The sequence below is a fragment of the Salinimonas lutimaris genome (assembly GCF_005222225.1).
In the GTDB taxonomy this organism is placed as follows: Bacteria; Pseudomonadota; Gammaproteobacteria; order Enterobacterales; family Alteromonadaceae; genus Alteromonas; species Alteromonas lutimaris.
On record NZ_CP036536.1, the window covers coordinates 2,510,430 to 2,536,911 of the forward strand.

At 50.9% G+C, this 26,482-nt stretch carries 24 protein-coding genes; 15 read left to right on the forward strand and 9 right to left on the reverse strand.

Annotated elements, in window-relative coordinates; genetic code table 11:
• Window positions 1-8: 8 nt before the first annotated feature.
• Window positions 9-461: a hypothetical protein gene (locus tag EZV72_RS10930; RefSeq protein ID WP_137167283.1), complete on the forward strand. Its 453-nt coding sequence runs from the start codon at window positions 9-11 to the stop codon at window positions 459-461.
• Between the two features lie 7 nt (window positions 462-468).
• Here the strand turns inward: EZV72_RS10930 and EZV72_RS10935 are convergent, their stop codons facing one another.
• Together EZV72_RS10935 and EZV72_RS10940 are read right to left on the reverse strand one after the other, a co-directional pair.
• On the reverse strand, window positions 469-870 hold the full coding sequence (locus EZV72_RS10935) for a SufE family protein (protein ID WP_137167284.1): 402 nt from the start codon (window positions 868-870) through the stop codon (window positions 469-471).
• Window positions 870-1,280, reverse strand: a complete 411-nt coding sequence (locus EZV72_RS10940) for a DUF2750 domain-containing protein (RefSeq protein WP_175405098.1) — start codon at window positions 1,278-1,280, stop codon at window positions 870-872. The genes EZV72_RS10935 and EZV72_RS10940 overlap by 1 nt, the downstream gene beginning before the upstream one ends.
• Before the next feature lie 199 nt (window positions 1,281-1,479).
• Between EZV72_RS10940 and EZV72_RS10945 the strand changes: the two genes are divergently transcribed.
• Window positions 1,480-2,340: a hypothetical protein gene (locus EZV72_RS10945; RefSeq protein WP_137167286.1), complete on the forward strand. Its 861-nt coding sequence runs from the start codon at window positions 1,480-1,482 to the stop codon at window positions 2,338-2,340.
• The gene (locus EZV72_RS10950; RefSeq protein WP_137167287.1) at window positions 2,337-2,789 is read left to right on the forward strand and encodes a hypothetical protein; all 453 of its coding nucleotides are present in this window, start codon (window positions 2,337-2,339) and stop codon (window positions 2,787-2,789) included. Before EZV72_RS10945 ends, EZV72_RS10950 begins: the two co-directional genes overlap by 4 nt.
• 6 nt (window positions 2,790-2,795) lie before the next feature.
• Here the strand turns inward: EZV72_RS10950 and EZV72_RS10955 are convergent, their stop codons facing one another.
• Entirely contained in the window at window positions 2,796-5,162 is a 2,367-nt protein-coding gene (locus EZV72_RS10955) for a two-component system response regulator (protein WP_137167288.1), read from the reverse strand.
• Between the two features lie 54 nt (window positions 5,163-5,216).
• On the reverse strand, window positions 5,217-7,787 hold the full coding sequence (locus EZV72_RS10960; RefSeq protein ID WP_175405099.1) for an HWE histidine kinase domain-containing protein: 2,571 nt from the start codon (window positions 7,785-7,787) through the stop codon (window positions 5,217-5,219).
• 65 nt (window positions 7,788-7,852) lie between these two features.
• On the opposite strand from EZV72_RS10960, the gene EZV72_RS10965 reads away from it, so the two are divergent.
• The 3 genes from EZV72_RS10965 to EZV72_RS10975 are packed head-to-tail and all read left to right on the forward strand — an operon-like array spanning window position 7,853 to window position 9,934.
• Window positions 7,853-8,443 carry a biliverdin-producing heme oxygenase gene (locus EZV72_RS10965; protein ID WP_137167290.1) on the forward strand — a complete coding sequence of 197 codons (591 nt, stop codon included), beginning with the start codon at window positions 7,853-7,855 and terminating at the stop codon, window positions 8,441-8,443.
• 57 nt (window positions 8,444-8,500) lie between these two features.
• Window positions 8,501-9,310: an exodeoxyribonuclease III gene (gene xthA, locus EZV72_RS10970; RefSeq protein WP_137167291.1), complete on the forward strand. Its 810-nt coding sequence runs from the start codon at window positions 8,501-8,503 to the stop codon at window positions 9,308-9,310.
• 3 nt (window positions 9,311-9,313) lie between these two features.
• Entirely contained in the window at window positions 9,314-9,934 is a 621-nt protein-coding gene (locus EZV72_RS10975; RefSeq protein ID WP_175405100.1) for an energy-coupling factor ABC transporter permease, read from the forward strand.
• A 93-nt stretch (window positions 9,935-10,027) separates the two neighbouring features.
• Here EZV72_RS10975 and EZV72_RS10980 read toward each other — a convergent pair whose 3' ends face one another.
• Together EZV72_RS10980 and EZV72_RS10985 are read right to left on the reverse strand one after the other, a co-directional pair.
• A complete protein-coding gene (locus EZV72_RS10980) occupies window positions 10,028-10,591 on the reverse strand; it encodes a phosphoribosyltransferase (RefSeq protein WP_137167293.1) in 564 nt (187 codons plus the stop codon).
• 91 nt (window positions 10,592-10,682) lie between these two features.
• Entirely contained in the window at window positions 10,683-11,885 is a 1,203-nt protein-coding gene (locus EZV72_RS10985; protein ID WP_137167294.1) for a lipoprotein-releasing ABC transporter permease subunit, read from the reverse strand.
• A gap of 136 nt (window positions 11,886-12,021) precedes the next feature.
• Here EZV72_RS10985 and EZV72_RS10990 point away from each other — a divergent pair, with 136 nt between their 5' ends.
• The 4 genes from EZV72_RS10990 (at window position 12,022) to EZV72_RS11005 (ending at window position 18,802) form a co-directional block, all read left to right on the forward strand.
• Entirely contained in the window at window positions 12,022-12,621 is a 600-nt protein-coding gene (locus tag EZV72_RS10990) for a PilZ domain-containing protein (protein WP_137167295.1), read from the forward strand.
• A gap of 45 nt (window positions 12,622-12,666) precedes the next feature.
• On the forward strand, window positions 12,667-16,158 hold the full coding sequence (gene mfd / locus EZV72_RS10995; RefSeq protein WP_137167296.1) for a transcription-repair coupling factor: 3,492 nt from the start codon (window positions 12,667-12,669) through the stop codon (window positions 16,156-16,158).
• A complete protein-coding gene (locus tag EZV72_RS11000) occupies window positions 16,159-17,559 on the forward strand; it encodes a CsiV family protein (protein ID WP_137167297.1) in 1,401 nt (466 codons plus the stop codon).
• A gap of 493 nt (window positions 17,560-18,052) precedes the next feature.
• The gene (locus tag EZV72_RS11005; protein WP_232364408.1) at window positions 18,053-18,802 is read left to right on the forward strand and encodes a transposase; all 750 of its coding nucleotides are present in this window, start codon (window positions 18,053-18,055) and stop codon (window positions 18,800-18,802) included.
• Window positions 18,803-19,189: 387 nt separating this feature from the next.
• On the opposite strand, the gene EZV72_RS11010 is transcribed toward EZV72_RS11005, so the two are convergent.
• Both EZV72_RS11010 and nagZ read right to left on the reverse strand, forming a co-directional pair.
• The gene (locus EZV72_RS11010; protein ID WP_137167298.1) at window positions 19,190-20,560 is read right to left on the reverse strand and encodes an SLC13 family permease; all 1,371 of its coding nucleotides are present in this window, start codon (window positions 20,558-20,560) and stop codon (window positions 19,190-19,192) included.
• A complete protein-coding gene (gene nagZ, locus EZV72_RS11015; RefSeq protein WP_137167299.1) occupies window positions 20,544-21,536 on the reverse strand; it encodes a beta-N-acetylhexosaminidase in 993 nt (330 codons plus the stop codon). The genes EZV72_RS11010 and nagZ overlap by 17 nt, the downstream gene beginning before the upstream one ends.
• A gap of 75 nt (window positions 21,537-21,611) precedes the next feature.
• Between nagZ and EZV72_RS11020 the strand changes: the two genes are divergently transcribed.
• From EZV72_RS11020 to EZV72_RS11040, 5 genes are all read left to right on the forward strand, one after another.
• The gene (locus tag EZV72_RS11020) at window positions 21,612-23,894 is read left to right on the forward strand and encodes a penicillin acylase family protein (RefSeq protein ID WP_137167300.1); all 2,283 of its coding nucleotides are present in this window, start codon (window positions 21,612-21,614) and stop codon (window positions 23,892-23,894) included.
• On the forward strand, window positions 23,891-24,367 hold the full coding sequence (gene ybaK / locus EZV72_RS11025; protein ID WP_137167301.1) for a Cys-tRNA(Pro) deacylase: 477 nt from the start codon (window positions 23,891-23,893) through the stop codon (window positions 24,365-24,367). The genes EZV72_RS11020 and ybaK overlap by 4 nt, the downstream gene beginning before the upstream one ends.
• A 75-nt stretch (window positions 24,368-24,442) precedes the next feature.
• Window positions 24,443-24,859: a YeeE/YedE family protein gene (locus EZV72_RS11030; protein WP_137167302.1), complete on the forward strand. Its 417-nt coding sequence runs from the start codon at window positions 24,443-24,445 to the stop codon at window positions 24,857-24,859.
• Between the two features lie 11 nt (window positions 24,860-24,870).
• Window positions 24,871-25,281: a DUF6691 family protein gene (locus EZV72_RS11035; RefSeq protein ID WP_137167303.1), complete on the forward strand. Its 411-nt coding sequence runs from the start codon at window positions 24,871-24,873 to the stop codon at window positions 25,279-25,281.
• 23 nt (window positions 25,282-25,304) lie between these two features.
• The gene (locus EZV72_RS11040; RefSeq protein WP_137168728.1) at window positions 25,305-25,598 is read left to right on the forward strand and encodes an ArsR/SmtB family transcription factor; all 294 of its coding nucleotides are present in this window, start codon (window positions 25,305-25,307) and stop codon (window positions 25,596-25,598) included.
• 66 nt (window positions 25,599-25,664) lie between these two features.
• Here the strand turns inward: EZV72_RS11040 and arsH are convergent, their stop codons facing one another.
• On the reverse strand, window positions 25,665-26,384 hold the full coding sequence (arsH, locus tag EZV72_RS11045; protein ID WP_137167304.1) for an arsenical resistance protein ArsH: 720 nt from the start codon (window positions 26,382-26,384) through the stop codon (window positions 25,665-25,667).
• Window positions 26,385-26,482 lie beyond the last annotated feature (98 nt).

Below are 26,482 nucleotides of genomic sequence, written 5' to 3' on the forward strand. Positions count from 1 at the left end.
TGGTCATTATGAAAGCCAACTTTTGTTACACGGCGCTGTTAACAGCGTGCTTTTCAATGGTAGTCAGCCTGTCAGCGCTGGCACAGGTGCCCGCCATCTCACCTGATATGAATTTAGTGTGCCATGCTTTAGGCGAAACGGTCGCAGAGATTCAGACCGACCGCCGGGACGGAGTGGCCGACGAAGATAGTGAAGGCATGCAGTTTATCACCGCTCTTTCCGGAGAAACTGATGCTGATCTGCTCACCCAGGTGGAGCTGTTTCTGGATAAAACAGAACGCTTGCCGGCCCACTGGACCGAAGCGCTGTACACGCATGCCTGTCTGTATAACTATACAGCCCGGCTCAGCCAGGTGGCACTGATGTCCAGCATGGTGAAAGCCCGGTGTAATATGGCTGAGGCTGACTCAGCTTGTCTCCAGAAAATTTTTTCCGGTCTGCCCTACGACCAGGCGATATAGCCCCTGGTCAGGCTAGCTGTCGGGCGGCCAGGTGTCTAAGCTGCCGGATAACCTGATTGATTCCATCGGCCCGTGACTGACTTAAATGTCTTTCCAGCCCCAGCTCGGCCAGATACGTGGCAAAATCAAAACTGGCCATATCCGCCATATTCAGGGTGTTTGCTTTTTCCACCACAAGCGCCACAACACCACGAACAATTTTGGCGTCAGACCAAGCCACAATGTGCCCGTTGTCTATCACCAGCCAGACCTGAGACTCACACCCATCCACCAGATGATTGTCAGTTAGCCACTGCGCATCTGGCCTGGTGAGCGCTTTACCGGCCAGCATGATGGCGCGGGTCACATTATCCCAGCCCTTAGCACGATACACACTGGAAGCTAGCGGAAGGAAGCGGTCGTGGGCCATTATTCCTCCAGCAGGCTTTGCTCAAGCTCTTCAGCACTTAGCACCATGCCGCTTTGCCCTTCCCCTACCGGAAAGATAACCAGACCCACGCCATTTTTAGCCAGCCCCGGCAGCCAGGTTTGCATAAAATCTGTCAGACTGATTGATACCGGCCGGGCATCAGGCATATCACTGCGCTGCCATAACCCGACCAGGTCCTGATGCGGCCACACCGGCAATAAGGCAGAGAATGCTTCTGCATCCTGCTGCGGCTCCAGCATCACATAACCTTCTGCTCCGGCCAGCGACCACAGTGCATCGGCTTTTTTTACATATTGCAGAAGCAGGGCCTGGCGCTCTTCTGGCTCAAGTGATGCGGCTTGTTTTACCACCGCTTCATTCAGGGATGGGGTTACAGTTTCTGGAAACACACTGACTCTCTTTTCAACAATATCGACATTATTTCAGTTGCGCGCAATTATACGGGCCACCAGCCAAAATAACCAATCCGCTTATACGGTATTGTCATCGTTTTTTATCATGAATAAGAGCGGACCCGACAAATATTTTTGATTACCCTTCTTTGCCTGTCGTGTTACCCTAACTCATTATTTTATAGAAAGTAGATCAATGGATTCTGCGTTTTTTCTTACGTCTCACGACCATGAAAAAGAACTGCCGCTCACCGAGCAGCAGTTTCGCGAGCTGAAGCGCGCCCGTAAACGTTTATCGCTGGTGTTTGCGATCTCTCATAAGTACAGGCTCATCATGTCTAATTTTGCGCTGATTGAGCAGCAGATGGCGGAGTTAGGCGCTCTGTATGTGTCCAAGGGGGAAGTGGATGCCATTGAGCACCTCAAACCCAGTCTGAACGCGTCGATAAACAACTACGTATTAAGCGCAAGAATCTTTACCAGTCAGTTGAAACGCCACGTGCAGGGCTGCTTGCCCACTGAGCGCCAGTTAATTGCGGATCTTACTCAGGCAATGGACACTCAGTATCAGCGCTCGTTTGCCTATCGTTTTGTCGATGCCCTGTACGACTACGTAGCCTATTACGGGCTCAGCTGCCATACGTTTTTAACCGACTCCCGTATACTGTTGCAGGAGAATGGAGTTAGCCACCGTGAATATGAGATTAAAGCCTTTATTGAACGGGACTTTATCGGCGGGCCGGCAGACTTTCGTGCCTCGGTGCTCAGTGAGACACCACAGCGCATTGATATTCAGCCACTGTTAAGCGAATACAACAGCTCTATGCAAGTGTTACACGACAAAGCCATGGCGATGACAGAACAGGTGGCCAATGAGTCTCATGCCCTGCTCGCAGAATTTGTGAATGTGTTTGTCAGTGAGTTTGGCGAGGACTATGCTAATGTGTTTGTGGTTCACAAAACCCATGCCTTTGGCAGTCAGGTTTATGACCGCTTCCCCATCTCCATGTATGTCAATAACCATAATATGAACCCGAGCCCACAGGATACCGTGTGATTATTCAAAGCCCTGCCAACGCGCTGGCGCTGCCTGCCGGTTATGATTCTCAGGATCTGGTCAGTATTAACTACCGGCATTTTGCACTATGGCTGAATCAGGCTTCACTGGAGAGTCTCAGTGGTTATGTGTCAGAGCTGTGTTTTCCCTGGAGCATGGCAACCCGCACAGAAAATTTTCGCAGCAGACTAAACCATCTGTCAAAACACGTACTGAGCGCTTTTGACATTGTTGGTCAGCATATTACTTCTGACACCTGTCACATCATTGCCTGTGAAGCGGATAAATATGTGTGCTCCGTCAGCCTGGTCGCGCCCCTGCCACAGGTTGTTTTTCAGGGGCTTCAGGCTATGCCCTGCCCGGATATATTTGATATGCCGGAGATGATCAATCACGATGCATCACCGGTTGCGTATATCGAGTCCAGGCGTCAGCGATACTGCCGGTAACCGGACTCAGGCAGGTTGTTTGTCCTGCTGTATTTTGAGGTTGGCGAGCAAACTGTTGATGGACATTGGCTGATGATAGTAAAACCCCTGCATCAAATCGCAACCGGCAAACCGGGCAAATTCGGCCTGGGCCGCATTCTCTATCCCTTCCAGTAACACCTGCTTACCCAGACGGGTACATAACTGAACCAGCGAATCAACGATAATACGCTTACGCTCGGGTTCGTTATCATTGGGAATAAGCGATTTATCCAGTTTTACAATTTGCGTGTATGGTTCACTCAGCTCGGCCAGCGATGCGTAGCCGGAACCGAAATCATCCACCGCCAACACAAAACCCATACCATGGAGTTCACGCAGCACCCGGCGGGTATTAATATCATGGGTGGCCGATTCGGTCACTTCCAGTACCAGGTCAGCCGGACTGACCTCAAACTCATCGAGAAATTCAATAAACTGTTTTATTAGTGAGGTGGAATTAAGCTGCAGGATAGACACATTGACATGAATGCGGATGTGCCCAAGCCCGGCTTCAGCCAGCAAGTTGTGGGCAATGCAAACTTCTCGCAGCATTTTCAGGCCCAGCTCGTTGATAAGACCTGTTTCCTCAGCAATGGGAATAAACGATGCCGGATTGATATCACCATGCTGATGGTTACGCCAGCGACACAGAGCCTCCAGCGCCACTATCTCGCCCTGATTATCAACAATCGGCTGATACAGTGAATACAGCTCCTGGTTAACAATAGCATTCATCAGCCCCTGCTCTACAAACAAGCGATATTCCACCGCCTTGCTGAAGGTCTCCTGATACAGTTCAGCGCGGTTTTTGCCGCCTTTTTTCGCTTCGTACATGGCAATATCCGCACGCTGAAGTAAATCGTTACTCGACAACTCACTGTTACTTTGTGCTATACCGATACTGGCGGTAACTAACAGCTCTAAATGACGAATCTGAACCGGGTCTTTAAATAAGCGCAATAAACGCTGGCCTAACTGCTCCAGATTCTCGGTCTGCTGGATCAGGATGACAAACTCATCGCCACCGTGACGAATCAGGGTATCCTGTTCTCGCAACGCGTGTTTTAAGCGCAGGGCACATTCGCATAACACCTCGTCTCCCACATCATGCCCGTATTGATCGTTAATTTGCTTGAATCCGTCAAGATCAATAAAAACCAGTGCATTGATGGCGCTGCGATAAACCGACTCGCCAAGCATCAGCTTCAGATAATTACGATTGCCTACCCCGGTCAGGGTATCGGTAAACGCCAATGCTTCCAGTGATTGTTCTGTTTTCAGTAGCTCCCGGGTATCGGTCACGGTGGCAATAAACTGCTCAGCAGAGCCGGCCGATAAATGGCTTACCGTCAGTATGACCGCAATTTTATCGCCGTGTTTATTGACCAATATCACTTTTTGATTAAATTCTTCATTCTGGCCGAACGTTGGCTTTGTAGTGTTTTTGGGCTCCAGAAATGCGGTCAGTTTTTTCCCTGTTATCTGTGATTGCTCCATATCCAGCACTGCCAGAAAACCAGGATTACAGGCGATTACATTGCCGGCGCTATCAAGCAGCGCGACCCCTTTAGCCAGATGCTTTTGCATGACCGAGGTCAGCTTGAGACTTTTTTCAGGCCGCTTGTGTTCGGTCACATCCAGCACCGCGTCGATATGAACCGTGTTGTTCTGCATATGCAAACCGGTAAACACGATATCCAGCCAGCGCCCTCCGTTATCCACCGCAATGCGTTTGTGTAACGACGATGACGCGTGCAGGCTTTGCTCGACTTCGGCCCGCTCGCTTTCGGCAAACAGATTCAGAAAATCAGCTAGCAACAGCTCAGTGGAAGCGCCAAAACGGTGCTGCAGACTCAGTGCGCCATCAAAAGTAAATGATGCCTCACCATCATGCACATCCTCAATGCCCAGGCGTGAGCCCTCTACCGCAGCCAGCAGTCGGTTCTCAGTGCTTTTTGCATGACGCTCCAGCGCAAACCGACGCAGCGCAGTTTCACAGGTGACCCGGATGGTTTTGGCGTCAAACGGTTTTACCACATAACCGTATGGCGAGGTTTCCATCGCGCGGCTCAAGGTTTCTTCATCCGAATAGGAGGTGGTGAACACCACAGGTATTGCGTAACGTTCACTTATCTGGCCGGCAGCATCAATCCCGCTGCTGCCATCAGCCAGATTAATATCCATGAGTATCAGGTGGGGCCGGAACCTATCGGTCATCTCCAGCGCCTGGGTGGCAGAGCGCGCCAGCCCTACCACATCCACCTGCATATTTTTTAGCTCCCTGGCTAAAAATGTCGCGGCAATGGTGGTGTCTTCAACAATCAGTAGCCGCTTACCAGCCAGTACATTCATAATTCACTCTGTTCTGCTAACGTATTTTTATTATTGTCTGGCGACCTGTTTGGTTTACTTTGTTTGTCCAGTTAGGTCGCTGAGCGCCTGTATCAGCGCTTCATGTGAAACCGGTTTGGTCAATACAGTAACATCTTGCAACGTCTCCGGGAGTTGCATTTCATCACCGTAACCACTGACGATAATACAGGGGATGCCACTATCTACCGCCTGCTCCACCAGGGGAATCGCGGTCTCACTTCCAAGATGGATGTCAGAGATAAGCACCTCTGGTTTTCTGCTTAATAAATACTGACGACCGTTACTGGTATTTCCCGCAACCCCGACTGTCTCAATACCCGCATTTTTCAGTTTTTTCTTAAGATCCAGCGCAATGACCAGACTATCTTCTACGATTAAAGCGGTTTGCGGTAGTGTCAGTTGATTACTCTTTGGTGAATCTTCACTATTTTCAAAGTGAATAGACTGTATTTCCCGCTGATTGAGAAAACGGGCAGGAATAGTCAGCTGCGCCTCGACGCCACTGGGCAAAAACTGTACATCCACACTGCCCACCAGTTCGTGGGGAATCACACTTTGAATCAGCGTCATACCAAAGCCTTCCCGGGCGGGTGGTTGAACCACTGGTCCCCCGCTTTCACGCCACTGAATCACTAACCCTTTATGCTCATCGGCTGTCCACCTGATGGTGACCTCGCCATTCTGCTGTGAGTTTGATAACGCGCCATATTTGGCGGCATTGGTAAACAGTTCATGAATCACCAGCACAATGGGGGTGGTAGCCTCGGGTTTCAATGATACATCCGGACCCTGCAATTTTACATGGCCGCGCTCAGCGTTGTAGGCTTTAATTTCAGTATCCAGCAAATGGCGAAATGACACAGTAGACCAGGATGATGCTGTAAGCTGATCATGGGCGGACGAAAGTGCAATCAGGCGACCGGTCAGCACTTCGATAAATTCAGCCACATCCCGGTCACCGTGCTCGGTTTGCATGACAATAGCATTAACCAGATTAAGTATATTACGCACACGGTGATTCAGTTCTGAAATCAGCACTTCGTGTTTACGTGACGCCTGGCGCTGGATATCGTCGCGTTCCTGAAAGTGACGAATAATCACTTCAAGCAAGGTTACCCGCAGCGACTCACCGCTGCGCTTATCCTGTACGGACCATTCTTTGCAGCGGTCATCATGAATCTGTTGCCATAATTCAAAACTGGATCGGGGCACCAGCCGGGCGCCGTTAGGACCCAGTTCAACTGGCTTTTCCGGATTGCCGGCCCAATTGACAGTTTGTGACTGGGCACTGCGATAAAACAGCAGGTAATCCCGGGGACTTTTGGAGATAGGAATAGCTAGCACACCGGCAATATGGTAAGCGCTGGTATCATAACCGCTGATTTCATCAGCCAGACACTGGCAGGTCAGCACCTCGCTGGACGCCTGACGATTAAGGTAACGTTGAATGTCCGAAATACGCTCCACCGGCAAGGTGCGCCCCTGGCTTCGCTGTTCACCATCGACAACCGCTGCAATCCCGTCGCAGTCAATGAGTTTACGCATGGTGGCAAACTGCATTTCGAGTAGTTCCAGTAAAGTGCCCCGGCTGCCCATGGTAGCCATAATGTGGTCGTGCACATCCCGCAGGCGATTAGTCTCGGCTTCCTGCTCCCGGGTCAGCCGGGATGAAAGCTCAAGGGCAAAAATTTCAGCAAACAGTTCCAGCTCGGTGCGCATGAAATAGGATGGCACTTTAGGGCTGTAGTGATGACAGGCAATGAGCCCCCACAACTCGCCATTGACGATCAAACTTACCGACAAGGATGCATTAACGCCCATATTGCGCAGGTATTCCAGATGAATCGGTGACACTGCCCGTAAGGTCGAAAACGATAAATCAATATGGCTATCTGCTACCACTGACGACGGCAAGATAGGATGGGTCTCACCATTGACATCGTAAATGACCCGCAACAGATTTTTTTTGTACAGTGCCCGCGCCTGCTTTGGAATATCAGAGGCCGGAAAATGCAGCCCCAGAAAGCTTTCGATGTCCGGCACTTTTGCCTCTGCGGCAACCTCTCCGGCGCCATTGGGCAAAAAGCGATAGATCATCACCCGGTCATAGCCGGTAATAAGCTGGATTTGCTGTGCAGTCACATCTATCAGCTCTGCACTGTCTTCAGCGCGATAAAACTGGCTGAGCAGGGAACGGACAAAGGATTCTTCAGGACTGCGGTCAGCGGTGATCATTTCCAGTTCAATAATGATAAACTCACCATTGTGATGCACCGAAATATCGACCGGGCTGTCCGAGCGTTCAACGATTCGGCTGAACAAACGCTCATTTTTACCGGTTATGCTGGAGGACTGATACGCTGAACGTATATCATGCAGCAGTTGCGGGTCTATCCACTGGCTAAGTGGCGTTCCCATCATCTCTTCGGCATGAGTGTTAAAGTAGTCTTGGGTATTTTGCGAGCAGGACGCAATAATCCAGTCAAACCGCAGAGCAAGCAGGCAGCCAAATGCCTGAACCCGGCCCAACAAATGAATGGGTTCCCGGTCACAGTTAGTAAGATCAACTGTTTGCTCAGTGTGAATAATATCAGTATCTTTCATTGGCATACCTTTACAACATAATGCTTAAAGATCGTCAGTTTTAATGGTCCAACAAACAAAACAGCATGAACAATTTATTAAGTGAACTTAAACGTGGGACCAGTGAGTCTCACACGCTTCTGGAAGCCACTTATCCTTTCAATACTTTGATGGATAAAACGCAGTTCAGTACCCAGGCTTATCAACATAATTTAATGATTTTAGCGAGTTTTCATCATGCTGTCTTACAGTATATAGCAAAAAATCCGATTTCCGGTACGATTGAAGACATGCTCAACGGCCCGGCCATCATTGAGGCATTAAAACAGGATCTTGCCGAGATGGGAGGTGTGACTCAATTACCAAGATTTCTTTCCCTGCCGTCACCGGCGCACCCCTCAGATACCGCTGCCTGCAGCTATGTTTGGATGGGTTCGTCAATGGGTGCCAGACAAATTCTGAAATGGCTGGAACACCCTGAATATGCGCACCTGCCTACCCGGTATTACCAGCAAATGGGCCGGTGCGGCAGCCAGTGGGCCAGATTCAGGGCGCAGGATATCTGGCAGGCATTAACCTGCACTAAGCAACAAACCCGTTGTATATCAACAGCCAACCTATTGTTTACAGGGCTCAGGGAGACCGCCGTAGCGTTAACTACCGGGCATCCGGCCTGAGATATTTGTCTATTACAAAAATTTAACCAAACCAATCATTTATAAGTATCTATATCTATGAAATTTATCTCGTTTAATATCAATGGCATTCGCGCCCGGCTTCACCAGTTACAGGCTATCATTGATAAACATCAACCCGATGTTATCGGGCTACAGGAAATCAAAGTTCACAATGAACAGTTTCCGGTTGAGGCGATAGAGGACATGGGCTATCACGTGTATTTTCATGGCCAGAAAAGCCATTACGGCGTGGCGTTTCTGACCAGGCAAAAGCCAGACAGCGTGCAATACGGTTTTCCCACCGATGATGAAGAAGCCCAGCGCCGGATGATCATGATGACGTTTTCTGCCGGGCGCACAAAGCCGCTGACGGTGCTAAATGGCTACTTCCCGCAAGGGGAAAACCGTGAACATGAAACTAAGTTTCCGGCCAAGCGAAAATTTTATCAGGACCTGATGAGCTATTTAACCGGCCACCATACCTCAGATGACGATGTGGTTATTATGGGAGACCTGAACATTTCCCCGCAGGACCTGGACATTGGTATTGGCGAGCAAAACCGCAAACGCTGGCTGCGTACCGGCAAGTGCAGTTTTCTGCCTGAAGAGCGCGAGTGGATCGATACCCTGTACCAGTGGGGCCTGACAGACAGCTTCCGCGACCAGCATCCGGATACCGATGATCAGTTCAGCTGGTTTGATTATCGTTCAAAAGGGTTTCTGGACAATCGTGGCCTGCGTATTGACCATATTCTGGCTACCGCAGGGCTACATCAAAGCCTGACCGAAACCGGCATCGACTATGAGCTGCGCGGCATAGAAAAGCCTTCTGATCACGCGCCCATCTGGGCGGTGTACCAGGACTGATTGGTGAGCGGGCTGCAGCTGGCGGCACTCGCCCTGTTCGGGTGTGGTGTGGCGGCAGCTTTCAGCCCGCAACTGATCAGCGAACTGCGCCAGGATAGTTACCGCGCCCGGGCGCTGCTCAATGCCTTTGCCATCTTACTGCTGATAAACTGGCTGCGCCTTAGCCTGCCATCCAGCCCGGATATTCATTTTTTACTCATCAGCGCACTGACTCTGACGCTGGGATTTCGCCTCGCACTTTATTGTGCGACCGCTGTGCTGGTGCTGATGGCGGTGGTGGGGATGACCCCGCCAGCCCAGCTGGGCATTAACGGGCTGTGTTTTGTATTGCTGCCGGTTTTGCTGACTTATCTCATCTATGCCGTTGCTTTTCACCGGCTTCCCCGGCATTTTTTCAGTTATATCTTTTTATGCGCATTTCTGCCTGGTGCGCTTACCCTTGCGCTATCAATGCTGCTGGCCGGTCAGGCTTACCTCGCCCAGGGCCTGCACAGTGAAGATGTCGTTATCCATCACTATTACCCGATAATTCTGCTGATGATTTTTTCCCGAAGCCCTGCTAAACGGTATTATCATGACATTATTGGTGCTCTACCGGCCCGAGTGGGTGTATACCTTTCATGATCGGTTTTATTTTGATGAGCGCTAGTGCACTTGCCCCCAGGCTTAAATAACAGACATAAAAAAGCCGCCCTGACGGCGGCTTGAAAGGATTTATCAGTCTTTAAACAAGACGTCCATCACCCCTGATAACTCGGTTTTACCGGCGCGGATTTCTTCTTCGCTCAGTCCGGCAATTTCATGCGGAAACACCAGCCATTCGTCACTCTGGTTAATGTAGTAATCCGGTACGATGTCGGTTTTATTGTTCTGTGGCTTGTACCACGGACAGGCAATACGAATGTCCTTTGGCATGTTAAGACGCATCAGTTTATTAATTTGGTTAATCAGCGCATCTACACTGCGGCCAGAATCAAACACATCATCCACAATCAATAGTTTGTCGTTGGCGTTCGCATTTTCAACCAGGTAATGCAGGCCGTGAACACGAATCTCTTTGGACTGCTGGTTAATGCCGTAATACGAAGAGGTGCGCACAGCAATGTGATCCGTAGAGGTGTTTTTGAATTCAAAAAATTCCTGCACTGCAATACCGATAGGTGCACCACCGCGCCAGATGCCAATGATGAAGTCCGGACGAAAACCGTCTTCGTATACCTTGGCCGCAAGACGAAACGAGTCCTCAAGAAGCGACTGGGATGTAATAAAATTCTTTTTCATGCGATGTACCGGGGCAAAATGTAAAAGCCGCGATTATAGAGAATCCAGCCCTGATTTGCACGGTAAATCAGGGCTTTTTACACCGACTGGTCTAGTCGTTTTGTAATGCTGCGGCCGGCGTGGTCTGCATAGCGCGGTACGCCGGATACAAACTGGCCAGAAAACATAGCGACAATGAAAACAGGGTACAGAACAGGACCTGAGACCAGCGCACATCGACCGGAATACCGTTGCCGTCTGCTGACAGCGCCAGCTCGATGCCCGACAGCTCGATAATGTTGTTCATTTGCAAGGCCAGTAACAAGCCCAGCGCCAGGCCAATGGCCCCACCGCGCACACCGTTAAACACCCCGTTTAACATAAATATCGTCATAATACCGGCTGGGCTCAGGCCCTGGGTTTGTAAAATGGCAATGTCGCCCTGCTTTTCACTGACCACCATCACCAGCGCAGAAACAATGTTAAAGGCGGCCACTGCAATAATCAGCGCCAGCATTAAAAACATCATATTCCCTTCCATCTGTACAGCATCAAACAGGGTACCCTGTCTGGCCCGCCAGTTTGTGCTCGACAGTCCCATCTCATCCAGCCGGGATACTGTGTCCCGATAGTTAAAGGCATCAGTTAAAAACAGGCGGCTGTCAGCAGGCGCGTCAGCCCGCTGGCGCAGCAGCCGGGCCACATCCTCCCGGTGCATAAAAATGATACTATCATCTATACGCGAGCCCACCTGGTGAACGCCCGCGATGGTCACCAGTTTCTGACTGGGCAAGCGGCCAAACGGGGTGTATACGCTGGCTCCTGCCACCAGCACACGCAGGGTATCGCCCACGTTCACCTGTAATTGCTGACGCAATGACTGACTGATAATGACGTTAAAACTGTCTGGCTCAAGCAGGCTTAAGCGCCCGTTTTGCAAATGCTGATCCAGTACCGAGTCGCGCATGGCAGCCGGTACAACGCCCTGAACCTGCACGCCCCGTAACGCTTTACGTGACTGCAGCACCCCTGCGGTTTCGGTAAAGGGCATGATTTTATCTACGCCGGGCAAAGCGGCCAGTTGCCCGGGCTGCACCGCGTCGCTGTGACTGACCACGATGTGTGGCAACAGTCCCAGAACCCGGGACTTAAGCTGACCCTGCAAGCCATTCATGACAGACACGACTACGATTAATGCCATCAACCCCAGAGCAATACCGGCCACAGAAAAACGGTTAATAAAAGCAACAAAGCTATTGTGTTTGCCGGCTCTGGAATAACGCCAGGCGATAAATGCAGAAATGGGCTGAAACATACGCTCATCTGTGTTGGATAGGTGGTTACTGCGCATTGGCACAGCAAAGGATTTATCGGGCACACAGCCATCGCTGTGATAAGCTGATATAGTACGTGTAAGCGTTTAAGCGCACAAGAATTTGGTGGTAAGAAACATGGATACGATGTCGCTGGAAGAAAAACAGGCACAGTTTGATGAGTTTTTCATCATTCGTCATAACCTGAAAATCAATATTAAACCGTTACCTGATGACACTGCGGTGCCTCGCCAGGCCGATTTGGAAGAAGCGATGCCCTACGCATTTAAAATTGCCGGGGAAATGGCCGAGCTGGACGCAGCAGCACTGCGCCCGCTGCGAAATCTGGGCGATCATGCCAGTGCTCTGGCGGAATACCTGAATCATCAGTCAAAGAAGATAGATCTGATGATGTCATTTATTCTCCAGCAACAAGATGAACCAGAATATCGGCGAACCACTATTAAGTTCGGTGGCGGCGGTGTTGTGGTAAGCAGCCCGACCCCACTAGACGTAGGTACCTGGGCAGAGATCAAATTGTTTTTAACTGAAGAGGCCGCAGCAATTTTCTGCTTTGGGGAAGTTATTGCTTGTCAGCGTGACGAGGATGATTACCATATAGCCTTTATTTTTAACCGCATTCGCGAACAGGATCAGGAACTTCTGGTTAGAGCCAGCTTGCACTTGCAAACACTGCAGTTACGGCAACGAGCCCAGAACCGGCAGGAAGATGTCTGAATCCGGCCTCATCGCGAGCGTTACCCAGCAGATAAATCAGGTGACATGACAGCCACAAAATTAGCCTTGCCTTTACCTAAACTGAATCCGGAAGGACGCACGCAGGACCACCAGCAATGGGGGCATCTTCAGGGTAGCAGTGACGCGCTGGCCATCGCCAGTGCTTATCAACAGGCCAACGGCCCGGTTGTGTTACTGACCGCCGATACCCCGTCTGCCATGAAGCTGCAGCGGGAAGTCGCCTTCTTTTTAAATATTCCGGCCGACCAGGTGCCTTTATTCCCTGACTGGGAAACCCTGCCCTACGATATGTTTTCGCCCCATCAGGATATTATCTCGCAGCGTCTGGAAACCCTGTATCATTTTTCCAGTCAGAAGCAGGGCCTGTTTATCGTTCCGGTCAACACCCTGATGCAGCGGCTGGCACCGGTCGATTATCTGAATAAATACCTGCTGATGCTGAACGAAGGCCAGACCATTGACCGGGAACAGTTTCGTCGTAACCTGGAGCAGGCCGGGTATCTGCATGTTAGTCAGGTCATGAGTCACAGCGAATTTTCGGTACGCGGCTCTATCATAGATTTGTTCCCGATGGGCAGCGACAGACCTTTCCGGCTGGATTTGTTTGACGATGAAATCGAAACAATCCGCTATTTTGATCCGGAGACTCAGCGCTCAGATGACAAGGTCAGTCAGATCCGGTTGTTACCCGCACGGGAGTTTCCTACTGACAAAGATGCCATCTCCTTATTTCGCCAGCAGTTTCTGGACCGGTTTGACGCCAGCCAGGCACAGGAGTCGGTGTTCTCACAGGTTAGCAAAGGCACTATGCCCAGCGGGGTAGAATATTATCTGCCATTGTTTTTTGAGCAAACCGCGACCCTGTTTGATTATCTGCATCCCCAGTCCCGCCTGTTTTTACATGGTGATCTGTATAAGGCCAGTGAATTTTTCTGGCAGGATGTGAATGAGCGCTACGAGCAGCATCGCTATAACCTGACCCGTCCGCTGCTGACCCCGGATGAACTGTTTGTGCCGGTGAATCAGCTGTTTGAGCGAATTAAACAGTGGCCACGGGTTAGCCTGCTGGATACCCCGCTGGAAGAAAAACAAGGCCAGACCAATGCCGCCAGCATTAAACTGGCTGACATCGGCTTAAACCCACAGAAAAAACAACAGGCAGAGAGCCTGCTGAATACGCTGGAAAATGCCTGGAAACAAAATGGCCGTGCACTGTTTATTGCTGAATCGCAGGGCCGACGTGAAAACCTGCTCGAGATTCTTAAAAAATCCGGCATCAGGCCGGCTGTTTTTGCCAGTTATGCTGAGTTTTGCGATGCTGACGATGCCATGGGCATCACTGTAGGCCTGGTTGAAAACAGCTTTAGCTGGTCGGCGGGTAAACAACCATTACTGATTATTACCGAAACCGAGTTACTGGGTTACAAAATCAGTCAGCGGCGACTACGTAAACAGCAGGCCACCAGCGATGAAAGTGCCATCATCCGGAACCTGGCCGAATTGTCGACCGGCCAGCCGGTGGTTCACCTTGAACACGGTGTGGGCCGGTATCTGGGATTACAGACGCTGGACGCCGGCGGTGTCACCACCGAATACCTGTGTATTGAATATGCCAAAAAATCCAAGCTTTATGTGCCGGTGTCTTCACTGCATCTTATTTCCCGCTATACCGGTGGTGAGGTAGAGTCTGCGCCGTTGCATGCACTGGGCTCAGATGCCTGGACCAGAGCCAAACAAAAAGCGGCTGAGCGGGTTCGCGATGTGGCCGCCGAACTGTTGGATGTGTATGCCAAACGGGCAGCCAACCCGGGCTTTGCCTACCCGATAAACTGGGAAGAGTATCAGAGTTTTGCCGATAGTTTCCCGTTTGAGGAAACTCCCGACCAGATGCAGGCCATTAATGCCGTTATTCAGGATATGGGCAGCCCGCAGGCAATGGACCGGCTGGTATGTGGTGATGTGGGCTTTGGCAAAACCGAGGTGGCGATGCGGGCAGCCTTTCTGGCTGCCAGTCAGGGTAAGCAGGTGGCCATTTTGGTCCCCACCACCCTGCTCGCTCAGCAGCACTATGAAAACTTTGTTGACCGGTTTGCCCAGTGGCCATTTAACATTCAGGTGATGAGCCGGTTTGTCAGTGGCAAAGCTCAAAAAGAGATTATCGGTAACATAACCGAAGGCAAGGTAGACATAGTGGTCGGGACCCACAAGTTGCTGAGTAAGGATATTAAGTTCAGCGATCTGGGCCTGGTTATCATTGATGAGGAACACCGTTTCGGGGTGCGCCAGAAAGAAAAATTCAAAGCGCTGCGCGCCGATGTGGATATTCTGACCCTGACCGCTACGCCCATTCCCCGTACCCTGAATATGTCTTTGTCAGGTATGCGTGATCTGTCAATTATCGCTACCCCACCGGCCAAGCGTTTGTCGATTAAAACCTTTGTGCAGCAGCGCAATGACTCGATTATTCGCGAAGCCATTATGCGGGAAATTCTGCGGGGTGGTCAGGTGTATTTCCTGCACAATGAAGTAGAAACCATTGAACGGGTTTCGCAGGAAATTGCCGAGGTGGTGCCCGAAGCCAGAATTGCTATTGGGCATGGCCAGATGCGCGAGCGGGAGCTCGAATCAGTCATGAGTGACTTTTACCACCAGCGTTATAATGTGCTGGTGTGTACTACCATTATCGAAACCGGTATCGATGTTCCGTCGGCCAATACCATCATCATGAACCGGGCTGATAATCTGGGATTGGCACAGCTTCACCAGTTGCGCGGCCGGGTCGGACGCTCACACCATCAGGCTTATGCATACTTGCTCACACCACACCCTAAGCGAATGACTAAAGATGCCGCCAAGCGGCTTGAAGCCATTGCCAATCTGGAAGATCTGGGAGCCGGTTTTGCTCTGGCAACACACGATCTGGAAATTCGGGGTGCCGGTGAACTACTGGGTGATGAACAATCCGGCCAGATTGCCACCGTCGGTTTTACCCTTTACATGGACATGCTCGATCAGGCAGTCACTGCGTTAAAAGAAGGTCGTGAACCATCACTCGATGATACACTGTCAGGCCAGACAGAAGTTGAATTACGGATCCCCGCCTTGTTACCCGATGATTATATTGCCGACGTAAACACCCGTTTATCTTTATATAAACAACTGGCCAGTTGTAAAACCGCCGCTGACATTGATGAGTTTCAGGTTGAGTGTATCGACCGTTTCGGCCTGTTGCCCGACTCGGCAAAAAATCTGGTTAAAGTGGCGCAACTCAAAGTGCGGGCCAAAGCACTGGGTATTACAAAAGTTGACTTATCGGCTGCGGGAGGCTCACTGGAGTTTCGTGAAGACACACCGGTGGATCCCGGCTACATTATTCAACTGGTACAGACCCAGCCTGACACCTTCAAATTTGAAGGCAGCCAGAAGCTGAAAGTGGTGAAAAAGACCGATTCCGCCGAAGCGCGAATAAAACTGATGGACACCATCCTCAATGATTTTTCCAGGGAGATGCGCTAAATGAGGTTTGCGCCAACCGCCTTGCTGGCAACCATGCTGCCGCTTATTTCAACCAGTACTGTGGCTCAGCAGAACTGGTGGTTTGACGTAGAAGTTCTGATTTTTGACCGGGGTCAGGCGATAACCGAGCAAAAAGAAACCTTTAATTATGATGAAAACCTGGCGCCAGTCAGTGCTGACTGGGATATGCTGGGTGACTACCTGCGCCCGGATATCAGTATGCTCCGGCAAAACCTGCCCGCGTGCGATCGGCCGTCCTCACCGCTGTATGTACCGGCTCCTTCTGTAGAACAGATCATCCGTGACTTTGAGCGGTGGCAGCGGGCCCAGCCTGGTTTTACTGAAGAACCATATACACCACCGGCTTTGCCAGGCAGTGAACCAGGCTATGAGCGCACTAACCGCGATGCCCAGACTGCAGATTCGGCATTTAACCCGACATCAAATGGTCCCAGCCCAGCTCAGATCGCCGGTGAATGGCTGGCCTTTCATGGTCCGCAAACAGTACAGCTTAAGCTGGATGTTCCGCGCATGCGCTTTTGTGAGACAGACACTGCCTGGATAACCTATACTGATCACCAATGGAAGGTAAATAATCCGGATAACAGCTTGCCGTATCCGGATGAAGTGCCGATTGTGCCTGACGGCGATAGTCAGTTTACCGGTGCGCCTCAGCTTCTACCTTCATCAGCCAGAGAGCTGACCAAGCTATCTGCCCAGGTGCGCTCTGCCCGTGAGCTGACCAGATTATTACACACAACCTGGCGACAACCGGTTGCTTTTGGTAAAAACAAAGCCGCCAGCGTACACCTGTTTGCAGGTCAAAATTATGCCAGCCAGTTTGATACCTCAGGTCAGCCTAAGAAAAATGAGTTTGTCAGTATCGATTTTTCAGATCGCCGCACATTCTCTTCTGGACAGTCACCTTCAGCAATAGGACAGTCACCTGCGGATACGCAGGCATCAGCAATAAGACAGTCACCTGCAGATACACAGGCATCGCAGGACTTTTTTACTGAATTGAATCAACGATTGGCTGATCCGCAACCGGTTCCGTTTGCCACGATGATGGCCGCCGCCACCGATGATAGTCAGGATCTGCAAAAGCAGGTTGCTGCATCGTCTGCGGATGCCAATGCACCCATCTGGCAATTAGACGGATACATGAAGGTGTACCTGAAGTACATCAATCGTGTGCCATATTTGCATATTGAATCAAAGTTGCATTACCGACAGCCCATTCCTATGAATATCGCGGATATCGCCGCTGGTGCTCAGCCTGAATACCAGCTTGTATCCGTCCCATTCCATCAGATGCGCCGTGTCATCAGTAAACAGCTGCATTATTTCGATCATCCGCTATTTGGGATGGTGGTAAAAATTCGCCGCCACGAAATATAACCACAGTTCAGACCTCACATATCCTGCTGGCCACTGTCAGCAGGATATGTACCGTGCTCCCAACAACGCTTTCTTCGCATGGACAGTCACTATTCTCAGCCCTATCTGATTACCCTTGAACAGTTACTTATCCCCACTGGACTACTTATTCCCACTGGACAGTCACTTCCTCTGAACTAGCTAATGGACAGTCACTTATTTCCACTGGACAGTCACTACCTCTGCCTGAGTACAGTTGGTTTATTTGCTCATACCTGCATAATGAAATTTCTGCCTTCAACCACTGAATATGATGCCAAGACCACGTAAAAGCCTTATCAACTTGTCTGATACGCCATACTATCATTGTGTGTCTCGCTGCGTTCGCAGGGCTTTTTTGTGTGGCAAGGATACGCAGACTGGCCGAAGCTACGAACATCGCCGGCAGTGGGTAGAAGACAGAATACTGTATCTAGCTGAGGTTTTCTGTGTGGATGTCTGCGCCTATGCGGTTATGAGTAATCACACGCATTTGGTTTTGCGCATCAATAAGCAAAAGGCAGACGCCCTGTCTGTTGATGAGATTATTCATCGCTGGCATAAACTTTATAAAGGGATGTTGCTGGCCAGGCGTTATACTGACCCCACCCTTCGCGACTTATTATCTGCTGCTGAATTAGACACTGTTAATGCGCTTGCTGACGTCTATCGAAAAAGACTAAGTGATATCAGTTGGTTTATGCGGCTACTTAATGAATACATTGCCCGGCAGGCTAACAAAGAAGACGACTGCACCGGTCATTTCTGGGAGGGACGGTTCAAGTCTCAGGCATTATTAGATGAAGCTGCGCTGGCTGCCTGCATGGCCTATGTGGATTTAAACCCCGTTCGCGCCTGTCAGGCTAAAACACCGAAAACATCACCTCACACCAGCATCAGAAAGCGCCTTCTGGCTGCCGGTACTGAGTATCAGCCTCGCCAGCTACTTCCCTTCACCGGTGAACCGAAGAGCGTGATGCAAGATGGCTTGCCCTTCAGAGCTGAGGATTATTTTGCTCTTGTTGAATTAACCGGTCGACACTTTCACCCTGAAAAGCCGGGTCAAATAGACTGCACAGCTTCGCCAATTCTGGAACGTGCAGGAATAGAACACACGCACTGGTATCGCATGGTATCCGGAATCGAGACGTCGTTTAAAACCAGAGTGAGCCTTGAGCAGCACTTATCTAAGCACTTCGACGACACAACCTTCAACTCGGCCTGAAACGGCTGAGTCATTTATAGCTTCTTCTAATCAGTCTTGCCACAATGCTTTATTAAGTAAAATGCTGGCTTCCCGCCACAATCTGTTGTCAGGCTTTTTCGCCGACTAAGCGTGCTTAATACGGCTTCTGGCTGTCCAAAACATTTCCTTGTGTGGACCTTTTAACGAGTACTGTGCTCACCTTGGTACCTTGCCGAATATGATTAACCTAATGTGACTGTCCATACGATGTTTGTCCATACGATGTTTTATGTGACTGTCTATACGATGTTTTATGTGACTGTCCATGTATTAATCTCTTATTCTGGCAGCGCTAAGCTTCTCGCGAGAATTAAACATGATAAGAATCAGGTAAAGCCGCCGTCACTGCCGGCTTTACCGTTGCACTCACAAGCGTGTAATAGCCACCACGGCGGTGACAATCAAAGCCAGAATGATATTTAAAATCGCGCCTTCACGTGCCATCACCGGTATTGATAACTTGCCACTACTGTACACAATAGTATTGGTCGGCGTAGCTACCGGCATCATAAATGCGCAGCTGGCACTGATTGCTGCTGGCATCATCAGGACAATAGGATCAATATCCAGCGCCATCGCCGCACTGGCCAAAATCGGCATCAGCAAGGTGGCAGTGGCGGTATTGGAGGTCACCTCGGTCACAAAACTAACCGCAATACACAGCACCAGAATAATGCCCAGTACCGGAAATACTGACAACCCGCTCATCGCATCCCCCATCCGCTGGCTTAAGCCCGACTCAACAAATGCACTGGCCAGACAAATCCCGCCCGCATAAACCAGTAGCAGCCCCCACGGAATCTGAGTCGCAGTATCCCAGTCCAGAATCTGGCCGGGCTTTTCTTTGTTACCGTCAGGAATCAGACACATCATAATAACCCCGGCAACAGCAATGGTAGAGTCACTGACATTGGGCATATTTAAGAACGCAGTCCAGTAGGGACGAAAAATCCACGCCAGCGCTACCACACCAAATGCCATCAGCACCCGCTTTTCAGCCGGTTGCCATTCACCCGACTCTGGCAGTGTGATAGCAGGTAGAGTACCGGCAGAACGAGTCAGCCACAGCGCCATCACCGGTATACCGAGCAGGACAATGGGAATACCAGTACTCATCCAGTTTAAAAAACTGATTTCGTTGCCACTAACCTGCGTATAAACATTCATAAAAATAATATTCGGTGGCGTGCCAATCGGCGTCCCTACCCCTCCCAAACTTGCTGCATAGGCAATCCCCAGCAGCAGCGCGGTAGATAACCTGGGCGCATCCATAGAGTTTATGATGGCCATCGCAATTGGTAACAGCATCAGTGCTGTGGCGGTATTGGAGATCCACATACTCAGGATGGCAGAAGTCAGCATAAATCCCATCACCAGACTGCGGCCACTTTTGGCACCGGTCAGATTAAGCATGTAAACAGCCAGACGCTTGTGCACACCGGACTTTTCCAGTGATTTAGACAGCATAAATGCGCCCATCAACAGCATGATGACATGGCTACCCAGAGCGCCAGAGGCCGTTTGATAACTCATCACGCCGGCCATCGGAAAAGCGACAAACGGGATAAGTGCGGTCAGGGCAATGGGCAGCGCCTCGCTCACCCACAACATTGCAATGAGAATAGTCAGACCGCCGGTGACTGCCTGTTTATATTCCAGACCATTTATTGACAGCAGTTGCCAGCCTGCCAGACTTGCCAGCACACTGATTAAAATCCATTTATAGCTGATTTTCATATTGCTTTAGTACATCCTTTGCCTGTTGATAGCGCTGCGCAGCATCGTCTGACGCCTGACGCTGATTAAAGCGACTTAACCGCGGGTTTGACTGCGCCACATCCAGATTGTCCAGTATGGCCGCCGCCCCTGTCGGATTATTACAGGCCAGAACCATATCACAGCCTGCCGACAGTGCTGCTTTAGCCCGTTCAGGATAGCCACCGACCACGCTGGCACCATGCATCGATAAGTCATCAGAAAAAATCACGCCACCGAATCCCAGTCTTTTGCGTAACACTTCCTGCAACCAGTAAGGTGAAAAACCTGCAGGCTGCGCATCAACCTGTGCATAAATCACATGCGCCGGCATGACCGCATCGAGCCTGGGTGACAGTGCTTTAAACACTGACATATCAAATTCGCTGATTTGTTGTTCGCTACGCTCATCCACCGGCAATGCCACATGCGAATCGGGTTCTACGCTGCCGTGGCCTGGAAAGTGTTTTCCGGTAACCGGAATCCCCTGCTCCTGCATGCCGTCAATGACTGCACCGGCCAGGGTGATCACTTCGCTGATTCGATCAGAAAATCCCCGATCACCAATCACCTTCGAAGCACCGTCAATATCCAGCACCGGACCGAAACTCAAATCAATGTTCACGGCTTTTAGCTCATAGGCCAAAATGGTGCCACAAGCCCGCGCCAGCACGCATTGCTCCTCCAGGCTACCAGCTAATTGCCGGATTTTGCCCATCGCCGGAATAGCGGTAAAGTCCTCCCGGAAGCGTTGCACTCGTCCGCCTTCATGATCAACGGCAATCAGGATTGGCCGACCAGCAGCCCGGCGAATCTGGGCTATCAGTTCAATTAGCTGATCCCGGCATTCGTAATTACGGGAAAATAAAATTACGCCCCCCACCAGCGGGTGCGCCAGGCGTTCGCGCTCTTCTGCCGGCAACGTAGTACCAGCGCAATCTAACATTAACGGGCCCATAAAAACTCCGGTTTATTATTCTTCATTTCACGCATCCGAACCGTTAGGATAGACAAAAAACAGGGAGAGACTCACATGCTACGTCAGTTTAAGTGGTTGTTTTTCAGCGTATTGATTTTGGCTCTGCTGACAGCAGGCGGGGCGTTCTTTATGCTTAACAAGAGCCTGCCACAGCTTGACGGCACTGTACAGAGCGATTCACCGACAAAGCTGGTCAGGTTACAACGTGATACACTTGGTCAGGCAATTATCAAAGCTGAAAACCTGCCTGATGCTGCTTTTGCACTGGGTGTGGCACATGGTCAGGATCGGTTTTTCCAGATGGATTTGCAGCGCCGCGTCGCCGCCGGTGAATTAAGCGTCTGGCTGGGAGACAAGGCCCTGAGAGCAGATAAAAAAGCCCGCTTTCATCAGTTCAGACAACGCGCGAAAACCATTTTAAATCAGCTTTCTGATTCCCAGAAAAAACTGCTTAATCGCTATGCCAGCGGGGTCAATCAGGCTATCCGTACGCTTGGCACCAAACCCTTTGAATACTGGCTGACCGGATTTGATATGCAGCCCTGGACACCTGAAGACAGTATTCTGGTGGTGTTTAGCATGTACATGGATTTACAGGCCGGCCAGGTTGAGCTGGATCTGGCACGTACCGCAGTTGCTGAGCACTTCGGCCCCCAGATGCTCGACTTTATTCAGTCTGCAACGCAATATCAGGCGGCGCTGGATGGCAGTACCCTGCCTTATCGGATTGATGAAATTCCGGTATTAAGTGAATCGACTACCGCGCATTGGAATGGTGAACCGGCACCGGATCTGGGTAGCAATAACTGGGCGGTCAGCGGCGCGTTAACCGATACCCGCGATGCGATGCTGGCCAACGATATGCATCTGGGCTTGCGGGTACCGGCTATCTGGTACCGTACGCAGCTTAACTATACCCGCCAGGGCAAACCTGTACAGATGACCGGCGTCAGCCTGCCAGGTCTGCCTGGTATCGTTGTTGGCACCAATGGTGCGATTGCCTGGGGATTTACCAATGCAAATCTGGACAATGTTGACTGGATAAAACTTGGCGCTGATGCCACTACCTGGCAACTTAGCGACCCGATTCAAAGTCGCGATGGCCAGCATGATTTCAGTATCACAATGAGTGACTACGGCCCGGTGCGCACGATGAATGGTCACAAGTATGCCCTGCGCTGGGTGGCGCACCAGCCTTATGCGGTTAACCTGACCATCACTGATCTGGACCTGGCTCAGCGTACAGCAGACGCTGTTGAACTGGCCCATCAAATACGCATTCCCGTTCAGAATATGGTCATTGTGGACAGTCACGGTCAACTGGCCTGGACTCCCGGCGGCGCGGTCACTGCCCGGCCATCGCCATCCACCACTGCCATCAGCGAAACGGAGGTATCCACATTGTGGCAATACAATGAATTCTCCTTGCCGGTTGTTATGAACCCGTCATCCCAGCGCCTGTGGACAGCCAACGCCAGGGTTATTTCCACCGAACAGCTCAGCCGCTTTGGCGACGGCGGTTATGCAGTGGGTGCGCGCGGACAGCAGATCCGTGACCGTCTGTTTGACTATGAGCAATTCGACGAAGCGCGGTTTTATGCTATCCAGCTGGATAACGAAGCTCGCTTTCTTATGCCCTGGCATAATCTGCTGAGCCAGACTCTGGCTCAGCAAACTGCTCAGTACGGAGATGATCTTAACTATCTGAAAAACTGGCAAGCCTGCGCCTGTGCTGACTCTGTTGGCTATACGCTGGTCAGGGCATTTCGACGTGAAGTCACCAACCGCCTGCTGGACCCGATTACCAGCACCGTCAGTAAGCAGGGTGTCTCCCCGGCCGGCCTGCTACGTCAGACCGAAGGTGCGGTCTGGGCTATCCTCCAGCAGCAACCATATAGCTGGCTGCCGGAGCAGTACGAAAACTGGGAAGCATTTTTAGTGTCCGCATACCAGCAGGCCCGGCAGGAGCTAATGTCTGATCACAACGCCTCGTCGCTCGGCGCGTTAGCCTGGGGTAAGATAAATGCACTTGAAATAAAGCATCCGTTTGCCGCGAATATCCCTTTTATAGGCGGTCTGCTGAACATGCGAAAAATTTCCGGATTTGGTGACAGCTTTGTGCCCGCAGTTCAGCAAAGTGAATTTGGTGCATCACAACGCCTTTTTGTTCGTCCCGGACAGCTGAATAAAGCCATTTTGACCTTACCAGGTGGCCAGTCCGGTCATCCGTTATCACAATACTACCGGGCTGGTTTTAATGATTACTCTGATAACCGTCAGACCCCGCTGCTGCCGGGTAATATTGAACACACCCTCACGCTGGAGCCGGCCCGATGACACCGGCTATCACCCTGCTGACCCGGCATAAAATAAGCCATGAAGTAATTGAATTTGGTCACGACCCAAATGCGACTTCCTACGGTCTGGAAGCGGCTGAAAAACTCGGAGTCGATCCGGCGTGTGTATTTAAAACCCTGATATGTACGCTTAGCACCGGGCAGCACGTTGTCGCCGTACTGCCGGTGAGTTATCAGCTGAGCCTGAAAAAACTGGCTCAGTCAGCCGGTGCCAAAAAAGCGGCTATGGCACATCTGTCACAGATTCCCGGGATTACAGGCTATCTGCCCGGCGGTGTCAGCCCGCTGGCGCAGAAAAAATCTCTTTCAACCTATGTAGATACCTCGATAACCCGCTTTGCTCACATTTATGTCAGTGGCGGTAAGCGGGGTCTGGATATTGGCCTGAGCCCACAGGTTCTTATCTCGCTGACCCGGGCCAGACAGGCAGTTCTTATCGATGATGCGCCATAATATATACATGATACTTGTATTTACTCTTTATTTCGTATATTACTAATATACGAAATAAAAATATGAAGTAACATAATGAATACTGCTTTATTTGCACAGGCATTTATTGGTGGCCTGTTAATTGGCACCGGGGCTGTTGTGCTGATGCTATTTAACGGCCGGGTTGCCGGTATTTCCGGTATTACCGCCAGCGCACTGAGCAAACCAGCCGGTCAGCATCTCTGGCGTTATGCCTTTTTAGCCGGCCTGGTACTGGCGCCGTTTATCACAGCCCCGTTGGGATATGCCTTGCCAGTGCCATTGCCCGGAGATGCTATTTTGCTGGCCGTAGCCGGTTTACTGGTGGGTATCGGCACACGGCTTGGCACCGGCTGCACCAGTGGCCATGGCATTTGTGGTCTGGGGAGGTTATCGTTGCGCTCGCTGGTAGCCACCATCACGTTTATGGTCACCGCCATTCTCACCGTACTGGTATTACGTCTTTTTAGCTAACCGGAGTCAGCATGAAAACATTCTTATCCGCTTTGCTTGCAGGGTTATTATTTGGTGCCGGGCTCACCGTGTCCACCATGACAGATCCACTGCGCGTGCTGGCCTTTTTAGATATTTTCGGACAGTGGGATCCTACCCTGGCATTTGTCATGGGCGGTGCGCTGTGTGTATATCTGCCGGTTTACCAGTTTATCATTAAGCCCCGCCATCAGACGCTACTCAATAGCGCCTTTTATATACCGCAAAAAAGCCAGGTAGATGCTCGTCTGGTGGCCGGTGCGGTACTGTTTGGTATTGGCTGGGGACTGGCCGGTATCTGTCCGGGCCCGGCGCTGACCAACCTCACTGGTGATACCCTGGCAATCCTGTATTTTGTCCTGCCTATGCTGGCCGGACTTAAACTCTGTGACAAATGGTTATGACAGGCACTGCATCATCTGGCACGATGACACCGGCGCAGATGGCCGAAAACGCGACGGTGGCAGCACAGCTGTTAAAAGCAATGGCAAACCCCCACCGGTTAATGCTGCTATGTTTGCTTAATCAGGGCGAACTTTCGGTCGGGCAGCTCAACAAGACGCTGGCGCTGCCGCAGTCCAGTTTGTCACAGCATCTGGCCAAATTACGGGACGCCGGGCTGGTGTCCACCCGTCGCGATGCCCAGACCATTTATTATGTTCTGGCCAGTGCCCAGGTCAAAGCCATCATTGCCACCCTGTATTCCCTGTATTGCGAGTAAAAGCAGATACAAATTCATCACAGCCGGCAAGCGATATAACACCGCCTGCCGGGCAGTCGCCGCCGGTTAAATCGCCCGCTGATTGACCCGTTCACTGACCTGCTCGGCAGACTCAACACGCTCAGAATAACGGTCTACCAGATAGTCTTTGTTATCGCGCAGCATCAGGGTAAATCGCATCAGCTCTTCCATCACATCGACCACACGGTTATAAAATGGCGATGGCTTCATTCGATCATTGTCATCAAACTCCATAAACGCTTTAGGCACTGACGACTGATTGGGAATGGTAAACATACGCATCCAGCGACCCAGTACACGCAGCTGATTAACCGTATTGAACGATTGTGACCCGCCACACACCTGCATCACCGCCAGTGTTTTGCCCTGGGTCGGACGTACCCCGCCCAGATTTAGCGGAACCCAGTCCAGCTGGCTTTTAAAAATACTGCTCATTGAGCCATGACGTTCCGGAGAGCACCACACTTGTCCCTCAGACCACATCATAGCATCGCGCAACTCTTTTACCTTTGGGTGCGTTTCATCAGCGGTGTCTGTCTGCGGTAATCCTTCTGGATTGAAGATGCGGGTTTCTGCGCCCATCGCTTCAAGCATTCGGGCCGCTTCTTCCACCAGTAAGCGGCTGAACGACCGTTTACGCAACGACCCATATAACAGCAGGATCTTTGGCTTGCGACTGTCATCCGCCGGTACAAAATCTTGTGCCGCGGGCAGCGTAAACAGGGCGTTGTCGATATTTGGCATAGATGTATCGTATTCACTCATGATGGACTCCTGACACTTCATCATATTTGTTATTTCATATATAAACTTTCACATACGAAAAAACATATGTCAACAGTGCTATTGACATATATACCAAC